The following is a 17,748-nucleotide window of genomic DNA, read 5'->3' as shown; positions in this document are numbered from 1 at the left end:
GGCGCTGAGGCGATCACGACCACGCAGAAGTCGACGCCCCGCTGGGATTTTGTCGTACGTGGCGGGGGCATCGCGTCCCTGCGCCACAAGATCACGAGTACGTATCGATCGCCTGTCATGCCGGGTGGACGTGGAGTTCCTTTCGTCCGTTGTGCGAACCTTGCCGCGCCTGGGAAGCATCTCTGCGACTGAGACACGAAGCGCGCCGCGCGGTACCTGGCCCGGTTCGTGCATCTGCTACGGGAGGAGAAGTTCGTTCATGCCTCGTCGGCATCCGAGAAAGCGGAAGACATTCCTATCCGCCGCTGCCGCGGCGGCAGTGATGGCTGCGCCGCTGATTCCAACCACGGAGGTCGCTCACGCGGGCACGGCAGGGCACGGTGCAGCACATGTGCCGCGGCCAGGTGCTCCCGGTGTCGGGGACAAGGTGTTCCCCAATCTCGGGAACGGCGGCTACGACGCGAAGAGCTACGTCGTCGACCTCGAGTACATCGCCGACACGCAGACAGTCGACGCGACTGTCGTCATGATCGCCAAGGCGAAGCATGCGCTGTCGTCGTTCAACCTGGACGCAGTCGGCCTGGACATCGAGTCCGTGACGGTCAACGGGAAGCGGGCGAGCTTCACCCAGCAAGAGGAGGAGCTGGTGGTGACGCCGGCGTCCGCCATCCACAAGGGCGCACCGTTCGTCGTGAAGGTGCAGTACACCGCTGACCTGCGAAAGGAAGTCCCCAACCCTGGTTTCGTTCCGACCGAGGGTGGGTTCGCTCTGGCGCCGCAGCCGGCGGGCGCGCACTCGGTGCTGCCGTGCAACGACCACCCGTCCGACAAGGCGTACTTCGCGTTTCGGCTGACGGTCCCTGAAGGTACGCACGCTGTCGCCAACGGCACGAAGGTCGGGGAGTACTCCAAGCCGGATGGGCGTACGACCTTCGCGTACGTCTCCCGCGACCCTATCGCGACCGAGCTGCTGCAGATCACCGTCGGTGACTACCAGGTGGTCGATCGCGGTACGGACACCGGCGTTCACCTGCGCGACGTGGTGCCGACGGACCGGGTCGACAGACTCGAGCCGGCGCTGTCGCTGACACCCGGTCACCTGGACTGGATCCGTCAGTACCTCGGTGAGTTCCCGCTCGAGGCGTACGGTCTGCTGCCGGCCGACACCGACGACCCGAACGCCTTCGACTTCACCGGGCTGGAGACTCAGACGCTGACGCTGTACAAGCCGGCGTTCCTCGAGCAGGAGGAGTCCAGCATCGGCTCGCACATGATGCACGAGATCGTGCACAGCTGGTGGGGCAACAGCGTCTCGCCGGCAAGCTGGTCCGACCTGTGGATCAACGAGGGACACGCCGACCTCTACGGTCTGATGTACCGCTACGAGCGCGGCTGGCCCGACTCGCGCGGCTACACCACGCTCGAGGAGCGGATGAAGTACACCTACAGCCAAGGCGACATCTGGCGCGCCTTGTCCGGTCCGGTCGCCGACCCGAACGCCGAGAACCTCTTCGACAACCAGCGCTACACAGGCGGCGTGCTGGTGCTCTACGCCTTGCAGGAGAGGGTCGGTGTCGAGGCGTTCGCCGAGATCGAGCGGACGATCCTGAAGCGGTACAAGAACCGCAACATCTCGACGGCGCAGTTCATCGATGTGGCGGTGGAGGTCACCGGTGACCCGGAGGTGAGGCCGTTCCTCGAGGAGTGGCTCTACGGCACCAAGACGCCTCCGATGCCGAACCACCCCGACTGGACGGTCGACCCGGCGACGCCGACCGTGCTCGCGGACACGACGCGGGCAGAGCTGCGGACGGACAGCCGCAACCCCTCGCACTGAGGGCGCGCGCTGCCAAGACGTGGCGGTCCTTTCGACACGAACGGGTGTCGGAAGGGCCGCCACGCGCGTAGGACGGCTGAACGATCAGTTTCTCGAGCCGCATTCTCGTGTGCGGGGGCGAGGACTAGGCGGATCACTCCCACACCAGCAGCGACTCCCACCAACGGCCGGCGCGCAGCAGCATCTCGGCGTCGCGGCCTCCGCTCGCAACGTAGCTGGTGAGTTCGATTCGCGCGTACACCGCGGACATCGCGCCTCGTCCCGAGCCGTCGTACCAGCCGCCGCGCCGCAGGTCGTCGTCGCCGTTTCCCGGGTAGGTCGCCCGCGGAAGGTCAATCCACGGAAAGTCAGGCGGTACCGGGAGCTGGGTGGCTTCGACGAAGCGGTGCGTGAAGGCGATCTTGGCCGCGAGTCCCGCCCAGAACGACCGCGCGTCAAGAACCGACGGCGGCGGCGTCCCCGCCAATACACCTTCGTCCAGGTGCGGGATCTCGGCACGGTTACGCGGTTCACGAGCAGGGCGTGCAAGGCGGTGCCCAGATTGGCGACAGCGTTGGGAGACCAGCCGTAGGTGATGGCGTACGGCATCTCTCCCGTCTCCTCGCCGAACTCGAGCTCCGCGCCATCGAGGGGGAAGCCCGGCGGTTCGCCGGCGTAGACGAGGTTCGGGTCGATCTCGGTGGTCGCGAGCAGCAGCCGGGCCCCGGCAGCGGCGGCGCGTCTGTAGAGCGGATGGCGGTAGCGACCGAACCCTTCGGCGAGGGCGCGCACCGCCGCGTACTGGTCGAGGGACAGCATCGCCGGCGACCACGTCCGTACGTCCCACGAGCCCATGGACCCGTCGGGTCCCTCGACCAGGTGCGGGAAGCCGCCGGCCAGCCGCGGGTTGCCGAACCGGCTCGTGGCCGCGGAGAGGGTGAGCTGCAGCTCGACCACGCGGTTCAGCAGCGCGAGGGTGACGGCGTCGACGTCTTCGACGGTGGGCAGGTCCTCGCTGAGCTTCGAGGCGTCGCGTTCGCGGAATCTCGCGTAGGCGATGAGGAAGCTTACGTTGCCGGTGAGCGTCCGGATGTCGCCCGTCCGGAGCAGCTGGTCGGGGTTGGTCGCGAAGCGCTCCACGAGCGAGGTGGCGTATCGATGGACGTTGTCGCGCAGCTGCGGGTGGGAGAGCAGGAACGGGTCGGACAGCACTTGGACGCCGAAGAGATGGCCCATGTACGTGGGGCTGCGTTCCAAGACGCGCTCCACAAGCGCCTCGACGATCATTCGCTGATGGGCGCTACGCGTCACCTGGTGCATGGCGGCGAAGGCCGCCATCGCGTGCTGGACTCCCTCCATGCCGAGTCCGATGTACTCACCGTCAGCCGTGAGCTGGGTATACGCCCCGACGACTCGCGGACGTTCGGTCGCCGCACGGGCGGGGGGCGCGTGCACGGTCGATACGGCGGCCGATGCCGCGACCAGGCCCACCAATCCCGCGGAGAAGGAGCGCCTGCCCAAGGTCTTCCGGCTCTCGTCGTCTTGTTGAGGCGCGACGCGCTGGGCCATGGCGGAGTTCTCCCGTCACGAGGCTCGTGGCTTGCACTCCATCTCAGCAGGACGCACGTCGCGATGTGGGTCGCTGACCATTCTCGGTCTCAGGGTCTCGCCTCGCCTCGACCGTCGGGCCCATACAGCGAAGGCCTGCGCCAAGAAGAGGAATGTGCCGAAAGAAGAACCCACTGGGAAAAGGAACGTGCCACCCTTCCGAGCGTCGGAGAGGGTGGCACGTCGCGTCGTTCGCGTCAGTCGATGGAGTAGCCCAAGGCGTCAAGCATCGTGTAGACGCCCGCGAGAGCGATGGCCACGCTGCTGATCGCGAGAGCGACGGTGAAGAGCGAGCTTGCCTTGACGCGGGGATCGATCTCCGTGCGGCGGAGATACCACACGGCGATGACCGCGGCGAAGAGGAAGATGCAGCCACTGATCCCGCCGATCATGATCATGATGACCGGGGACTGGACGAAAAGGTACGCGATACCCCAGATGATCGGCAGCGCCACGATGAAGCCACGAATCCAGCGCTGGCGGGCCCGCGAGTTCGTCCAGTCGAACACGCCGGCGCAGCTGAGCACGTTGGCGTACATCCGCGACCAGGCGGGCGTCGCCGCCCACAGCGTCGAGGCGAGCACGGCGATGGCGCCGACCAGGAAGACGATGCGCGCCCATTCGCCGAGCGTGTCGGTGTAGAGCCGGGTCAGGGTGGTGATGACCTCGTTGCCCTCGGGGACCAGGCCCTGGGGATGCAGGACGGCCGCGCCCATGACGTAGAACGCCATCGTGGTCACCGTGTAGACCACCCAGGACAGCATGGCGTCCCGCTGCATGACCTTGATCCAGCCCTTGGCGCGACGCTCCCAGTCCGCACTGCCGTCGTTGGGCCCGGTCCAGCGGGCGTACCCCTTCTCGATGCACCAGTACGGGTAGCTGGTGATCTCGTCGACCGAGACGCCGGTGAGCCCGAACATCGCGAGAGCAACCGGGAGCGTGCCCGCTGGGATGCCGAAGGTGAAGCCGCTCGCGATGTCGCCGACGTCGTAGGCGAACGGTGTGAGTGGCAGGCCGACGGCGATGGCGACCGTCGCGAGCGAGAAGAGCACCACCAACAGCACCGCCACCCGCTCGATCAGGCCGTACTTGTTGGAGAACAACGCCGCGACCGTGATGGCGACGACGATGACCGTCCACGTGGCGAGGGACGTGAACCCCAGCGGTGGACCGCCCAGGGGATACAGCACGCTGCACGCCACCGCGACGGCGCCGACGACACCACCGGTCTGCACCACCTTCGACAGCGCGAAGACGATCCACAGGATGTTGACCCACCCGACGCGGCCCACCTTCGGCGGGACCTTGTTGTAGCCGGTGAGCGCCGGCTGGCCGGTCGAGATCGTCCACCGGGCGAGCTCGATCTGGACGGCCACCTTGACCAAGGTGCTGAAGATCACCAGCCACAGCAGGGCGAAGCCCGCTCGTGCTCCGAGGGCGGTCGTGGCGATCAGCTCACCGGCGCCGACGATCGCCGCGCCGAGGATGAGACCGGGACCGAGGTAACGGAGGCTCTGCCACCAGCCGGTGGGCGGCTCCTTGATGCCCTCGGTCGTCAGCCGGTACGGGTCAACCTGTGGGGCGTGTGGGTGCGCCGCCGCGCTCGCCTCTCCTACCATGGCCACTCCTCACGTCGTGCTCACCATCCCAGGGCGTCGAATGCCTGCCGCGTTCGGATGACTCGTCGCCAGTGCGGAATGGTGTCCGGCTCGACCGTCCGCCGCTCGCCTTCTGTATCTCTGCTATCCGCTATCTAGCGGGCTAGCATGCTAGCGTCCCAGCTCACGAGGCAAGAGCCTCGCGTGAATCGCTGTGGCCTTAGGCGGTACCAGTGAGGGGAGCGCCCGTGGGAATGCGCGTCGCGGTCGGACAGTCACCCGTCGCCACCGACGAGTACCTCGCCTTCGCCGCACAGCTAGGTGTCGAGGGGGTTCAGTTCAACACACCCGACTTGCCCGGCGACCACCGCTGGGAATACGAGGACATCAAGCGTCTCGTCGACCGGGTCGCTGAGTTCGGACTCCGGATCGAGGCGTTCGAGAACCTTCCGAACCATTTCTACGACAAGGTCTTGCTCGGCCTGCCCGGGCGAGACGAACAAATCGAGAACGTCCGAGCCACCATCACCAATATGGGCCGCGCGGGCGTCCCCATCCTCGGCCTCAACGTCATGCTCCAGTCGGTGTGGCGGACCGACGTCGGGCCCTACGGTCGTGGCGGCGCCACTGTGTCGATCTACGACCACGACGTCGCCTCCGACCCCTCCCGGCTCGAAGAGGTCTGGGTAGCCCGCCGCGACCGGCGCGTCGCCGACGCCAAGGACTCGTGGGTGCGCGGCGAGCACCTCGGCAACGAAGTCCCGATCAGCCACGACGAGCTGTGGGCGAACGTCGAGTACTTCGTGCGCAGCATCGTCCCGGCCGCGGAGGAGGCCGGCATCCGGATCGGCTTCCACCCCGACGACCCACCGGCCGAGGAGCTCCACGGCGTCGCACGCATCCTGACCAGCGTGGACGCCCTCGTCCGGGCCGCGACGATCGTCGACAGCCCCGCCCTCGGCATCGAGCTGTGCCTGGGCACCGTCTCCGAGATGGGTGGCGAGCCCGCCGTCCTGGACGCCATCGAGCGTCTCGGCCGCCGCGGGAAGATCCTCTACGTCCACCTCCGCGACGTGGCCGGGACGATGCCGCGCTTCCGCGAGTGCTTCCTAGGCGAGGGCAACTACTCGCCGCTGCGCGTCATCCAGGCCCTGCACCGAGTGGGGTTCGACGGCTTCATCCTCGACGACCACACGCCGGGCCTGGTGAACGACGACGGCTACGGGTACCGAGGGAGGGCCCACGCCATCGGCTACATCCAGGCCCTCCTCGACGTCGTCACGTCCGGCGCGGCCAGCTGAGCAGCGGAGTGACTCGGGCCGGCGCGGCGGCGCGCGGCGCGTCAGCCGGTGACCGCCTCGCGCGCCCGCCGCACCAGCGCCTCCGCCACCTGCACCTTGAACGCCGAGCCCGGCAGCGGTGTCGCGTCGGTCAGCCCCGCGTCGGTGTCGAGGGACCACGGGATCGGCGCCACGCCGGCCAGCGCGACACGCACGTCCCCGCCGAACCGCGCCGCCGCGACCCCGACGATCGGGAAGGCGTACCGCTTGCGGTCCATCGCCTTCAGGTAGGTGCTGGCGTCGGGCCTCGGCACGTCGAGCTCGAGGAGGAGCTCACCGCGTTCGAGCGTCGTGACGCTCCGGTCGTCCTCCGTCGCCAGGCGGTACAGCTCGGCCAGCGGCAGCTCGCGTCGCGTCGTCCGCACCGTGGTCCCCAGCGCCAGCAGCGCCGCGGCGATGTCGGACGGGTGCGCCGAGCCGCAGTGGGCGTTGCCGAAGATGGCGTGCTCGTCGCTGCGGCCGTCCCGAGCCAGGCACCGCTCACCGCCGGCCAGCCAGCAGGCGTGACCCAGCCGCCAGTACCAGCAGCGGGTGGCCTGCAGCAGGTTGCCGCCGATCGAACCCATGGCTCGAACCTGCGGGGACGCCGCGAGCCGGCACGCCTCCCGCAACGCGGCCGGAACGGCGTCCTCGGCCGCGTGCTCCAGCTCCGCGAGTGTGGTGCCGGCCCCGATGCGGACGCCGCCGTCGTACGGCGTCACGCCACGTGGCACCACGGGACGCACGTCGACGAGGGTGTCGGCGGTGAGCAGCCCGTCACGCAGCAGCGGGACGAGGTCGGTGCCGCCCGCCAGCGGCACCGAGCCGTTGCCGAGTCCCGCCTCGGCGAGCGCGGGCTCGGACAGGCTAGACAGTCGCCGGAGTCTCATGGCGCTCCTTCGCTCCTTCGCCGAGGGCTCCCGCTCGCCGGTCGGCCGCTTCGCGGAGTGCCCGGAGGATCTCCTCGCGGTCGATCGGCAGCTCGTGGACGGCCGCGCCCGTCGCGTCGCGGATGGCGTTGGCGATCGCGGCCGCGACAGGGATGATCGGCGGCTCGCCCAGGCCCTTCGCGCCGAGGCTGGTGAGGTTGGGGTCGGGGACGTCGACGAGCTCGGTGACGATCTCGGGAACGTCGGCGATCGTCGGCATCCGGTAGGCGTCGAGGGTCTGGGTGAGGACCTGGCCACTCGTCGGGTCGACGAGCCGCTCCTCCGACAGGGTGTGCCCGATGCCCTGGATGACGCCGCCCTCGAGCTGGCTCGACGCCCCGAGCGGGTTGATGACCCGTCCGACGTCGTGGATGGCCGCCAGTCGCTCCACCCGGACCTCGCCGGTCTCGATGTCGACCGCCACCTCGGCGACCTGCACCCCGAACGTGTGGACGGCCATGCCGGCCGGGTTGGGGCCGCGGGCCCCGGTGCCCAGGATCTGGGCGTTGCCGAGCAGGCCGAGGACCTCCTCGACCGGCCAGGATTCGCCGTCGGAGGCCTCGATCCGGCCCTCCCGGATCCGCAGTGACTCCGCCGGGCGCTCGTACCGCTGTGCCGCGATGTCGAGGATCTGGCGGCGGGCGTCGGCTGCCGCGGCGCGAACGGCCGGCCCCATCGAGGGCGTCGTGGAGGAGCCGGCGGCGGGGACGGCGTAGGGTCCGCGGTCGGTGTCGCCGAGCACCACGTCCACCCGGTCCAAGGGGAAGCCGAGCTCCTCGGCCGCGATCTGCGACATCGCGGTGCGCGTGCCGGTCCCGATGTCCTGCATGGCGGTGATGACGGTGGCGCGGCCGTCGGACCCGACCCGCACCCACGCGTACGCCGGTGGGCCGCCTCCGCCGTACCAGATCTGGCTGGCGAGACCGACTCCACGCCGCCACGGTCCCTCACTGCGTGCGCGGACCTCGTGGCGCCGCGCCCAGTGCTTCTCCGCGCGCCGGTAGCACTCGAGGAGCTGGTTCGCCGAGTACGGGGCACCGGTCGCCGGGTCACGGTCGGCGTAGTTGCGCCGGCGCAGCTCCAGCGGATCCATGTCGAGCTTGGCCGCCAGCTCGTCGATCAGGCACTCCAGGCCGAACGTGCCTTCGACGAACCCGGGCGCGCGGAACGCCGCCATCGGCGGCGTGTTGAGCTTGGCGCCGTACTCGACGGTCCGGACGTTCGGGCACGCGTAGAGGCCGTGCATGGGGCCGGCGGTGAACGCCATCCAGCCGTCCCAGCCGAGGCTGGCCACGAACTCGCCGGCCAACGCCACGATCGTGCCGTCGCGCCGCGCGCCGACCGTGAGCCGCTGGATCGTCGCGTTGCGGTTGCCGGTCGCGAGGTTCTCCTCCCGGCGGGTGAGTGCGCAGCGGACGGGACGACCGGTTCGCCGTGCCAGCTCGGCGGCGACGAACGTGTAGTGGCCGGGCTCGTTCTTCGCGCCGAAGCCGCCGCCCATGTACTCGCAGACGACCCGCACCTGGTCCGTCGGCAGGTCGAGGGTGCGGGCGATGGCGTTCCGGACGCCCCAGATGTCCTGGGTGGAGGTGTAGACGACGAGCCGCTCCCCCTCCCACACGCAGACCGACTGGTGGGTCTCCAAGGCGTTGTGCAGCACGGTCTGTGTGCGGTACTCGGACTCGATCACGACGTCGGCCTCGGCGAGGGCGGCGTCGACGTCGCCTCGCTCGACGCGCCGTGGCTCACCCACCAGCTGCCCGCGCCGAACCGCCTCGTCGGGGTCGAGGACCGGCTCGAGGACCTCCCAGTCGACGTCGATGAGCTTGAGCGCGGCGCGGGCCTCGCGCTCGGAATCCGCGGCGACCGCGGCGACCGGGGCGCCGTGGTAGCCGGCGACCTCGTCGAGCTCGGGCGCGTCGCCAGGCCCGATCGCGCCACGGACACCGGGTGCGGCGAGCGCCCGGGACAAGTCGATGCGTCGGACGCGAGCGTGCGCGTAGGGCGAGCGCAGGATGGCCGCGTGCAGCATCCCCGGCAGCCGCACGTCGGCGGTGTACCTCGCCTCACCGCGGGCGCGGGCACGGGCGGACTTGCGGACCGCGGGTTTCCCTACGACGTCGCGCGGACCAGCCGGCCACTGGTCGAGGCTGTCCTCCTCGACGACCAGCCAGACGGTCTCGTAGCGGCCCTCGACTTCCTTCTCGGTCTTGATCAGCCGCGCCATGACAGGATCGCCTCCTCGATCTTCGGGTAGGCGCCGCATCGGCAGATGTTCCCCGCCATCGCGTGCCGGATCTCCTCACGGCTGGGTTGCGGCTTCTCCGCCACGAGCGCGGCGGCGGACACGATCTGCCCCGGTGTGCAGAACCCGCACTGGAGGGCGTCGCACCGGACGAACGCGTCGACCAGCGGGTGGTCGCGCAAGCCTTCGATCGTGGTGATCTCGGTGCCGTCGACGCTGTGGACCAGCGTGATGCAGGAGAGGGTGGGCTTGCCGTCGACGAGGACGGTGCATGCTCCGCAGTGCCCCTCCCCGCACGCCACCTTGGTGCCCGTGAGCCCGAGGTCCTCCCGGAGTACCTCCGCGAGGGTTCGACCCACAGGGGCGTCGATGTCGTAGCGCTGGCTGTTGAGGGTGAGCTGGACGGCTTCCGTGGCCGCGGCTGGCGGCGCCGCCTCAGCCGTCATGAGGCGCTCCAACGGCCGGTCGCGGCGAAGCCTGTCGGGTCAGTGGTCATGACCGTCCCTTCGTGTTGAAGCCCTTCGTGTTTGAAGCCTCGGTCGACCGGACAGCTCGACCGAGCCACGCACGGCTCTCGACAGTCGGCTGAACCGGTTCGGTCATCGCGTCCCCCGGTGGCATCAATAGTCCAGGATGCGAGGCCTTGGGGGCAACGGAGATCCGGACGTCACGTCCCGTCGCTCCAGGACACCGGCTCGTGACTGCCGGTGACGACGAACCGCTCCTTCGCTGTGACCCACGACACCGCCGCATGGGACGTCTGGCGGTAGTGCCGCGGTCAGGTCAGCGCGAGCGTGTGGGAACGAGGACCCGCCGAACGGTCCGCGACCATGCCGTGACCGCCACGCGGCACCGTCGACAAGCGGAGGAGCTTCCATGAATATCGGCAGCACTTTCTGGAACGTGGTGAACCAGATCATCGGGTTCATTCCGAACCTCATCGCGTTCTTGGTCCTGCTCGTCGTCGGCTATCTCGTCGCCAAGCTGGTGGCGGCCGGCGTTCGCAAGGTGATGCAGCGGGCGGAGGTTGACAGGCGTATCGAGGAATCGGATACGCACCGCTACATGAAGAGCGCCATGGGTGGAGGCAGCGCCACCCGCCTGACCAGCCGTGTCGTCTTCTGGGTGATCTTCGCGTTCTTCCTGGTCGCGGCGATTGGCGCGTTGCAGATCAGTGCGCTCACCAGATTCATGGACCAGGTGATCGCCTACATTCCCAACGTCATCGCGGCGATTCTCATCTTCGCGGTCGCGGCGATCGTGGCTGGCGTGGTGTCCGCCGCCGCGAACCGGCTGCTGGGTGACTCGCCGAGCGGCAAGGTCGCCGGGACGGTGCTTCCCGCGCTGGTCATGGTGATCGCCGTGTTCATGATCCTCCAGCAGCTGAGGATTGCCGAGGGGATCGTGCAGATCGCGTTTGCCGCGACGATGGGGGCGCTCGCACTCGGCTTCGCGCTTGCCTTCGGACTCGGCGGACGCGCGGTCGCGCAGCGGATGCTGGAGGACGCGTACACCAGGAGCCAGGAGAGTCGGGAGCGTGCGAGGCGAGAGCGCGAGGCGCGGGAGAGGGTTCCCCACATGCGGAGCGCTCCCGGGGAGGAGACGCCGAGCCCAGCCCACACCGCGCCGCGGCAGCGCCCGGGAACGGAGGGCGGTGAACCGCCGAGGACGCCCTAGCTCCTCCCAGGCACCTCGTCGCGGGAGCGAGCCGGCCTGGTCGCGGACCGGTGGTGACCGTCGGTACGGCAGCCGCGACCGTCTGGCGTGGCAACCACACCCGACCCGGGGCATTGCCGGCCCAGTCGACCCAGCGGTGTCCATCCATCGACGGATGCCGCTGGGTCGAGCACAACCTTCGGCGGATGGTGCGGCGATCGGCTGGTGACGCACGCTGGGGGCCATGAGTCACGCCGCTTCGACGTTGTCTGCCGCCACGCCGCGTCCGTCGGGCGAGGTGCTCCGTGGGTGTTGAGCTCGTCGCGCCGCTCGCCGTCCTCGCGCTCATCGACAGCACCAGCTTCGGCACGCTGGTCATCCCCATCTGGCTGATGATGGCGCCACGGCTGCGCGCGCACCGCGTCCTGGTGTTCCTCGCGACAGTCGGAACGTTCTACCTGCTCTTGGGCGTCGCGCTGATGGCTGGCGCCATGGCGGTCCTCGACCGCGTCGATGGCGTCTTCGAGGGCACTCCGGGGCATATCGCCCAGCTCGTCGTGGGCGTCATTCTCCTCGTGCTCGGCTTGACGATCGAGCCGTGGACAAAGGAAGGCAAGCGCAAGCGGGCCGAGCGCAGACAGGCCCGACGCGGTGGGAAGCCGTCCCGACTGCAGGTCTGGCGCGAGCGCGCGGCTGGCGGCGACGGCGCGGCTACCGGGGTCGTCGTGCTCGCGCTGTCCGCGGCGGTGATCGAGGCGGCGTCCATGCTGCCCTACCTCGCCGCGATCGGCATCATCAGCTCCTCGGGCCTGTCCCCGTCGAGCAGCGTGGTGGTCCTCGCCACGTACTGCCTGGTGATGGTCACGCCGGCGTTGGCGCTGCTCGCCGCCCGCGTGACGCTGCACGAGCGGATCACCCCAACGCTCACCCGACTCGACGCGTGGCTGTCGCGGAACTCCGGGGAGGCGTTGGCGTGGATCCTGGGGATCGTCGGCTTCCACCTCTCGGTGAACGCCGCGTACGCGCTGGGCTGGTTCTCGTGACAGCGAGCGAGGCGCATGAGGTCGACCGCTAGAGCTCTTCCTGGTCGGGCGTGGGATCCACCGGGAGGTAAGTGGCGAGCAGCTGGAGCATCCAGTCGATGTCGACCGGCTTGGTGACGTACTCGGTGGCACCGGCGTCAATGCTGCGCGCCGCGGCCTCCTCCATCGGTCTGGCGCTGACCACGAGGATGGGCAGGTCGTCGTACCTCGGCTGGCGCCTGATCTCGGCCATCGTCGCGTAGCCGTCCATGTCCGGCATGACGACGTCCATCATGACCAGACCGATGTCGGGCTCCCGTTGGAGCGTCTGAAGGGCGGCCCGCCCGCTGTCGACGCAGATCGGCGCGAGCTGGTGCTCCTCCAAGACGGCGCAGATCGCGTAGCGGTACTGCGGATCCTCGTCGACGACGAGCACCTTCTCGCCGTGGAACTGCCGCTGGGACGCGTCGCTGGCGTAGGCGGTCAGCGGGGCGTCCAGCTCATCTCGAGCGGCGTCCTCGTCGCGGTCGGGAGGGACGTCCGGCTGCTGCTCGTCGACGATGGCGACGGACAGGTCGTCGCGCGCATCGTCGTCGTGCGTCGTCGACTCGTCCTTCTCGGTTGTCGTCGAGGATCCATCGGGCCCCTCGGCCGGGAGGATCAGGCTGAAGGTGCTTCCCTCGTCGGGTGTGCTGTCGACCTGGATCTCTCCGCCCAGAAGCCGAGTCAGCTCCTTGCTGATGGACAGTCCAAGACCCGTGCCGCCGTACCGCCGGCTCGTCGTTCCGTCGCTCTGGCGGAAGGCCTCGAAGATCGCCGACAGCTTGTCCGCGGGGACCCCGATGCCGGTGTCCTCGACGGAGAACGCCACCCGCGTTCGTGCCTCCCGCAGGTTGGGGTTGGAGACCTCGCTCGGTTCCGCGGTCCTGATCCGTAGCCGGACGCTGCCCTCCGAGGTGAACTTCACCGCGTTCGACAGCAGGTTCCGCAGGATCTGCTCCAAGCGCCTGCGGTCGGTGTACAGGGTGGCGGGCACGTTCGGTGCCACGTCGACGCTGAACTCCAGGCCCCGGTCGTCCGCGACCGGCCGGAAGAGCGTTTCGACGTAGCTCGCCAGGTCGGCGATCGACACGTCGATGGGGTAGATCTCGAGCCGACCGGCCTCCATCTTGGCGAGGTCCAAGATGTCGTCGATCATGTGCATGAGCTCGCTGCCCGAGCTGCGAATGGTCTCGGCGAACTCCACCTGCCGCCGCGTCAGGTTGCCCTCGCGGTTGTCCGCCAACAGGCCAGCCAGGATGAGCATGCTGTTCAACGGAGTTCGCAGCTCGTGCGACATGGTCGCGAGGAACTCCGACTTGTACTTCGCGAGCGTCGAGGCCTGTCGAGCTTGCGCCTTGGTGCGACTGATCGTGAAGTTCCTGATCTGGATGTCGCGGTTCTGCTTGGCCAGCAGAGCGGCCTTCTGGGCGAGCTCGGCGTTGGAGCGCTGCAGCTCCTGCTGCTGACGCTGCAGCTGCTCGGAGCGGGTTCGCAGCTCCTGCGTGAGACGCTGCGACTCCGCCAGGAGCGCCTCGGTGCGGGTGTTGGTCTCGATGGTCTGCACGTTGGCACCGATGATCTGCTTCAGCCGCTCCAGCAGATCGAGCTCGACCTCACCGAAGGGCGTGACCGACGCGAACTCGAGGACGCCGACCGTGTCGCCTTTGAAGAGCAGCGGGACGAAGACCGAGTGGCTGGGGATGAGGGTGCCCAGGCCGGTGGCGATGCGCGTGTGGTTCGACGCGCCTTCCAAGACGATGGTTCTCTGGTCCACCGCGGCCTGACCGACGAGGCCCTCGCCCAAACGGAAGGCCACGTCCGGTACGTCAACCGAGGCTTCCGGCGGAGCGGCGTACGTGCCGACCCGTTCCAGCGCCACCCCCAGGTCGGGGTCAGAGCGGGCCACGTAGAAGGCGCCGAACTGAGCGGAGAGCAAGGGCGTCAGCTCGCTCATGGTCCGGGACGCGAGGGACTTCAGGTCGTGGTGGCCCTGCATGAGGCTGGAGACGTGGGCGAGGTTGGTCTTCAGCCAGTCCTGCTCCCTCGTGCGCCGTGTGGTGTCCCGGAGGTTCGCGATCATCCGGTTGATGTTGTCCTTCAGCTCGGCGACCTCGCCGGCGGCGTCCACGGTGACGTGTCGGGTCAGGTCACCCTGGGCGACAGCAGTGGCGACGTTGCCGAGTGCCCGCACCTGGGTGGTGAGACTTCGGGCGAGGTGGTTGACCGCCTCGGTGAGGTGACGCCACGTGCCGGCGACATTTGGAACGTGCGCCTGACCGCCCAACCGACCCTCGGTGCCGACCTCGCGGGCGACCCGGGTGACCTCCTCGGCGAAGAGGGAGAGCTGGTCCACCATCGTGTTGATGGTGTTCTTCATCTCGAGCATCTCGCCGTGTGCTTCGACGGTGATCTTTCGGCTGAAGTCTCCTCGGGCGACCGCGGCTGTCACCTCGGCGATATTGCGCGTCCGGGCGGTGAGGAACTGCGACATGTAGTTGACGGCCTCGGTCAGCTCGCGCCACACCCCGGAAGCACCAGGGACGTCGGCGTAGACGCCCAGCCTCCCCTGCGTGCCCACCTCACGGAGCACCCTCGTGGTCTCGGAGGCGAACAACGACACTTGGTCGAGCATCTCGTTGACCATCGTGCTCAACGGGTCGGCTTCTCCGTCCAGCGAGTCCGTCGCGGAGCAAACGGGCATGCGCTGGGAGAGGTTACCGTCGGCGATCGCGCGCAGCACCCGGGTGAGCTCGGTCGTGGGTCGCCGCAAGTCGTCGATGATGTCGTTCGCGGAGTCGACGGCGATCTTCCACCCGCCGCGTGCCTCGTCCAGACGCACGCGCTCGCCGTCGACAGTCGCCGACTTCGCGGCCTCGCGTACGCGCATCAGCTCGCCGACGAGAGCCTGGTTGCGTTCGTTGATCTCGTTGAACACCGAGGCGAGACGCGCCACTGTGCCGTTGCCGGAGACCGTCACCCGGCGCCGGAAGTTTCCGTCCCGCATGTCCTCCATCGCGGACAGGAGGCGCTCTAACGCTGTCTCCTCCGGCGCGACGTGTGTCGTCGTCACGGCTTTGCCTCCCAACAGGCTTGCTGACGAACCCTCGCCCACGCGCGCTCGGTCAGAGGTGGCGCGTGTTGATGGGCGTTGGAACCGTCAGCGCCCCGCGCCGTCTGAGGGTGGGTAGGCGCGAACCTCATGGGTGTCGACGAGGTCGCGAGGAGCCCACCCATTCCTTCGTCATGGAAAGTGAAACGCCGCGAGTCCACACCATGCCAGGAAGGTTGACCCACCGGAGCAGGGCCGAAAGTCCCTCATTCGGTGCCGCGCACGCCACGACCCGCGCGGATCGTCAGGAACGAAGCGAGGAAAGGATGTCGCCAATTGTCTGGCTTTTGCTGACCTAGTGGGTGGGGACTGGGTGGACGCGTCCCGGTGTCGAGGGGGTCCAGGGTCCTTGACACTGCTGGCGGTCGTGACGAGGTGGCGGTGGCCTCCGGAGTGGCGAAGGACTTGGGTGAAGCGGCCGGTCTTCCCTGTCCTCGGTGCTCGCCGAGGCGTGGTCTGTAACGGTTGGCAGCGGCGAGCGTCAGGCCCCTCGTGCCAAGTGAGGAGAGAGCGACATGTCGACGCAGACGAGTGCCGAGCGGGTCGTCAACGGGGTGGACACCGACGCGGTGGCCCAGACCATGACGGCGATCGACGAGGACCCCACGCGGGCGCGGTTCAACTTCCGGCTCAGCAACTTCTGGGTGACGGGCACCCACAACCGGGCTCTCGTGAAGGACTTCAGCGCGGGTGGGGAGGTCGTGCGTCGCGACACCACCTTCTTCGTCTACGACAAGGATGAGCACCCGCTGATCTTCGGGCAGGACCGCGGGGCCAACCCGGTGGAGTACCTCCTCGCCGGGCTGGCCGGTTGCGTGACGACGACCTTGGTGCTCCTGGCGGCCCGCAAGGGCATCACGCTGACGAAGGTCGACGCCCGGCTGGACGGCGACCTCGACGCCCAGGGCTTGTTCGGCATGTCGGAGAAGGTTCGCCCCGGCTACCAGGCCATCCGCATGACGATGGACGTCGAGGGTGACGCGTCACGGGAGGAGCTGGCGGAGCTGGTGCGCCAGGCGACGGAGCGGTCGCCGGTGGCGGACACGGTCACGCACGGCACCCGACTGGAGGTCGGTCTCACCGACTGACGCGTGCGCCGAGCCGTCACCCCACGAGGGCGTTTCGCCCGCGCAGGCGAGGCGCTCACGGGGTGCGCGGCTCGACCGATCCGCCCCTGAGCAGCCTGCCCAGGAGCAGCCAGACCGCCAGCAGGACGACGAAGGCGACGAGAAAGACACCGGTGGCGACGAGCCAGCGGTCGTCCCAGGCCCGATCCCACGCGACGACGGCGCCCAGGCCCGACAGCGCCATCAGCGCGAACGTGGCCCAGCGCAGCCGGCGGATCGCCCGACGGCGGCGGTAGGTCTGACGCAGCGCGTCGTCGAGGACTGGGCGCAGTACGAGAGTCGTCCCCGCGGCGGCGGGGACACGCACCGCCCCGGGCCGCGTCGCCGCCCATGCGGCGAGCTGGTCGACATTCGCGCCGACAGGCACGCCCTCGACGCTCAGGGCACGCAGCGCCAGCGCGGCCCGGTCGCCCTGCGCCGGCGACCGCAGGACGTCGGTCAGCGCGGCCTCGATCTCGGGCCTGCCAAGTACCGCGGCGAGCTGGCGTGCCTCCAGGCGGGCGGCGTCCAGTGTGTAGGCGTGCGCGAGGTTGGTCCGGCGTTCGCCGTTGCCGCCGAACGCCCGGAGCATGGGTGCGTCACCCCACTCGACCATGACAGCCCTCGACCCCCGTACGACTCCGGCGAAGGACGCCGGCACCGGCATGGGCCCCGAGCCGTCAGGCACCACCAGGCTTCGGGCGGAGTCGAGAGGCACCACCCAGGCACCGTGACCGTCCACCGGAAGGCGGGCACGCACCTCGTCGGCCGGCGCGTCGATGAGCAGCACACCGGCGCGCGACCGGAACGTCGACGGGTCGACGTACTCCAGGTCCAAGAGCTTGGCCACCTGCCGGTGCCGCTCGACCGCTGGGCGAGCGCGGTCGGCGAGAGCCGCGGCCACCGTGTCGCCACGTGACCGGAACGCCGCGCCGAGCCAGCGGCCGACGAGCTCGACCGCAGCGGTCGCCGTGACCGGGTCGCTGCCCTCGGTCGGCCCGAGCTGGGTCCCGTCGGGTGCCGCCAGCCAGAGGGAGCAGCGCTCGTCCTCCACCGTCACCGCGACGGCGGGTTTGCCGGTCACCGCCGCGAGCCGTGCCCCGAGGGTGCGCGCGGTCGGCTCGATCGTGACCAGGTACGCGTGGCCTCCAGGATGGCTCGCGGTGAACACACCAGGCCCCACCCAGTCAGGGGCGACGAGCCGTACCGCGTCGTTGACGTGCGCGGGGTTCGTGAGCAGGTGGAGGACGGTGTATTTCATATCCTCACCCTAGTAGCGCACCCGGGCCTGTTCTCGC

Annotated in this window: 12 protein-coding genes; 5 read left to right on the top strand and 7 right to left on the bottom strand. The window is 69.2% G+C overall.

Translation table 11 applies throughout. The features are described from left to right. The first annotated feature begins 391 nt into the window (after positions 1-391). A complete protein-coding gene (locus DFJ64_RS08765) occupies positions 392-1,837 on the top strand; it encodes a M1 family metallopeptidase (protein ID WP_170152555.1) in 1,446 nt (481 codons plus the stop codon). A gap of 84 nt (positions 1,838-1,921) precedes the next feature. On the opposite strand, the gene DFJ64_RS08760 is transcribed toward DFJ64_RS08765, so the two are convergent. Then, positions 1,922-3,385, bottom strand: a complete 1,464-nt coding sequence (locus DFJ64_RS08760) for a hypothetical protein (RefSeq protein ID WP_115850016.1) — start codon at positions 3,383-3,385, stop codon at positions 1,922-1,924. Positions 3,386-3,621: 236 nt separating this feature from the next. Then, positions 3,622-5,043, bottom strand: coding sequence for an Nramp family divalent metal transporter (locus DFJ64_RS08755; RefSeq protein WP_115850015.1), 1,422 nt, complete (start codon positions 5,041-5,043; stop codon positions 3,622-3,624). A 233-nt stretch (positions 5,044-5,276) separates the two neighbouring features. Here DFJ64_RS08755 and DFJ64_RS08750 point away from each other — a divergent pair, with 233 nt between their 5' ends. Beyond that, positions 5,277-6,323, top strand: a complete 1,047-nt coding sequence (locus tag DFJ64_RS08750; protein WP_115850014.1) for a mannonate dehydratase — start codon at positions 5,277-5,279, stop codon at positions 6,321-6,323. 41 nt (positions 6,324-6,364) lie between these two features. Here DFJ64_RS08750 and DFJ64_RS08745 read toward each other — a convergent pair whose 3' ends face one another. Genes DFJ64_RS08745 through DFJ64_RS08735 form a run of 3 tightly spaced genes read right to left on the bottom strand, consistent with a single transcriptional unit; the run spans position 6,365 to position 9,961 of the window. Continuing rightward, positions 6,365-7,231 carry an FAD binding domain-containing protein gene (locus DFJ64_RS08745; protein ID WP_115850013.1) on the bottom strand — a complete coding sequence of 289 codons (867 nt, stop codon included), beginning with the start codon at positions 7,229-7,231 and terminating at the stop codon, positions 6,365-6,367. Further along, complete coding sequence (locus DFJ64_RS08740) at positions 7,209-9,497, bottom strand: xanthine dehydrogenase family protein molybdopterin-binding subunit (RefSeq protein ID WP_170152554.1); 2,289 nt, start codon at positions 9,495-9,497, stop codon at positions 7,209-7,211. The genes DFJ64_RS08745 and DFJ64_RS08740 overlap by 23 nt, the downstream gene beginning before the upstream one ends. Next, positions 9,485-9,961 carry a (2Fe-2S)-binding protein gene (locus tag DFJ64_RS08735; protein ID WP_115850011.1) on the bottom strand — a complete coding sequence of 159 codons (477 nt, stop codon included), beginning with the start codon at positions 9,959-9,961 and terminating at the stop codon, positions 9,485-9,487. The genes DFJ64_RS08740 and DFJ64_RS08735 overlap by 13 nt, the downstream gene beginning before the upstream one ends. Before the next feature lie 430 nt (positions 9,962-10,391). On the opposite strand from DFJ64_RS08735, the gene DFJ64_RS08730 reads away from it, so the two are divergent. Both DFJ64_RS08730 and DFJ64_RS08725 read left to right on the top strand, forming a co-directional pair. Next, positions 10,392-11,192, top strand: coding sequence for a mechanosensitive ion channel family protein (locus DFJ64_RS08730; protein ID WP_115850010.1), 801 nt, complete (start codon positions 10,392-10,394; stop codon positions 11,190-11,192). 284 nt (positions 11,193-11,476) lie between these two features. Beyond that, positions 11,477-12,214, top strand: coding sequence for a GAP family protein (locus DFJ64_RS08725; protein ID WP_115850009.1), 738 nt, complete (start codon positions 11,477-11,479; stop codon positions 12,212-12,214). A gap of 28 nt (positions 12,215-12,242) precedes the next feature. Here DFJ64_RS08725 and DFJ64_RS08720 read toward each other — a convergent pair whose 3' ends face one another. Then, positions 12,243-15,305, bottom strand: coding sequence for an ATP-binding protein (locus tag DFJ64_RS08720; protein ID WP_147304648.1), 3,063 nt, complete (start codon positions 15,303-15,305; stop codon positions 12,243-12,245). A 554-nt stretch (positions 15,306-15,859) separates the two neighbouring features. On the opposite strand from DFJ64_RS08720, the gene DFJ64_RS08715 reads away from it, so the two are divergent. After that, positions 15,860-16,432 (top strand): OsmC family protein, encoded by a 573-nt coding sequence (locus DFJ64_RS08715; protein ID WP_115850007.1) that lies wholly within the window; start codon positions 15,860-15,862, stop codon positions 16,430-16,432. Positions 16,433-16,487: 55 nt separating this feature from the next. Here DFJ64_RS08715 and DFJ64_RS08710 read toward each other — a convergent pair whose 3' ends face one another. Then, positions 16,488-17,711, bottom strand: coding sequence for a hypothetical protein (locus tag DFJ64_RS08710; protein ID WP_115850006.1), 1,224 nt, complete (start codon positions 17,709-17,711; stop codon positions 16,488-16,490). Positions 17,712-17,748: the final 37 nt, after the last annotated feature.

The organism is Thermasporomyces composti (assembly GCF_003386795.1).
Lineage (GTDB): Bacteria > Actinomycetota > Actinomycetes > Propionibacteriales > Actinopolymorphaceae > Thermasporomyces > Thermasporomyces composti.
The sequence above is the reverse complement of the archived record's forward strand: the minus strand, read 5'-3'. Positions and strand labels throughout refer to the sequence as shown.

What these genes read in the sequence shown, in the direction of transcription:
- DFJ64_RS08750 (WP_115850014.1), top strand. Translation starts at nt 5,277, where the DNA reads ATGCGCGTCGCGGTCGGACAGTCACCCGTCGCCACCGACGAGTACCTC.
- DFJ64_RS08740 (WP_170152554.1), bottom strand. Translation starts at nt 9,497, where the DNA reads ATGGCGCGGCTGATCAAGACCGAGAAGGAAGTCGAGGGCCGCTACGAG.
- DFJ64_RS08715 (WP_115850007.1), top strand. Translation starts at nt 15,860, where the DNA reads ATGTCGACGCAGACGAGTGCCGAGCGGGTCGTCAACGGGGTGGACACC.
- DFJ64_RS08760 (WP_115850016.1), bottom strand. Translation starts at nt 3,385, where the DNA reads ATGGCCCAGCGCGTCGCGCCTCAACAAGACGACGAGAGCCGGAAGACC.
- DFJ64_RS08730 (WP_115850010.1), top strand. Translation starts at nt 10,392, where the DNA reads ATGAATATCGGCAGCACTTTCTGGAACGTGGTGAACCAGATCATCGGG.
- DFJ64_RS08710 (WP_115850006.1), bottom strand. Translation starts at nt 17,711, where the DNA reads ATGAAATACACCGTCCTCCACCTGCTCACGAACCCCGCGCACGTCAAC.
- DFJ64_RS08735 (WP_115850011.1), bottom strand. Translation starts at nt 9,961, where the DNA reads ATGACGGCTGAGGCGGCGCCGCCAGCCGCGGCCACGGAAGCCGTCCAG.
- DFJ64_RS08745 (WP_115850013.1), bottom strand. Translation starts at nt 7,231, where the DNA reads ATGAGACTCCGGCGACTGTCTAGCCTGTCCGAGCCCGCGCTCGCCGAG.
- DFJ64_RS08755 (WP_115850015.1), bottom strand. Translation starts at nt 5,043, where the DNA reads ATGGTAGGAGAGGCGAGCGCGGCGGCGCACCCACACGCCCCACAGGTT.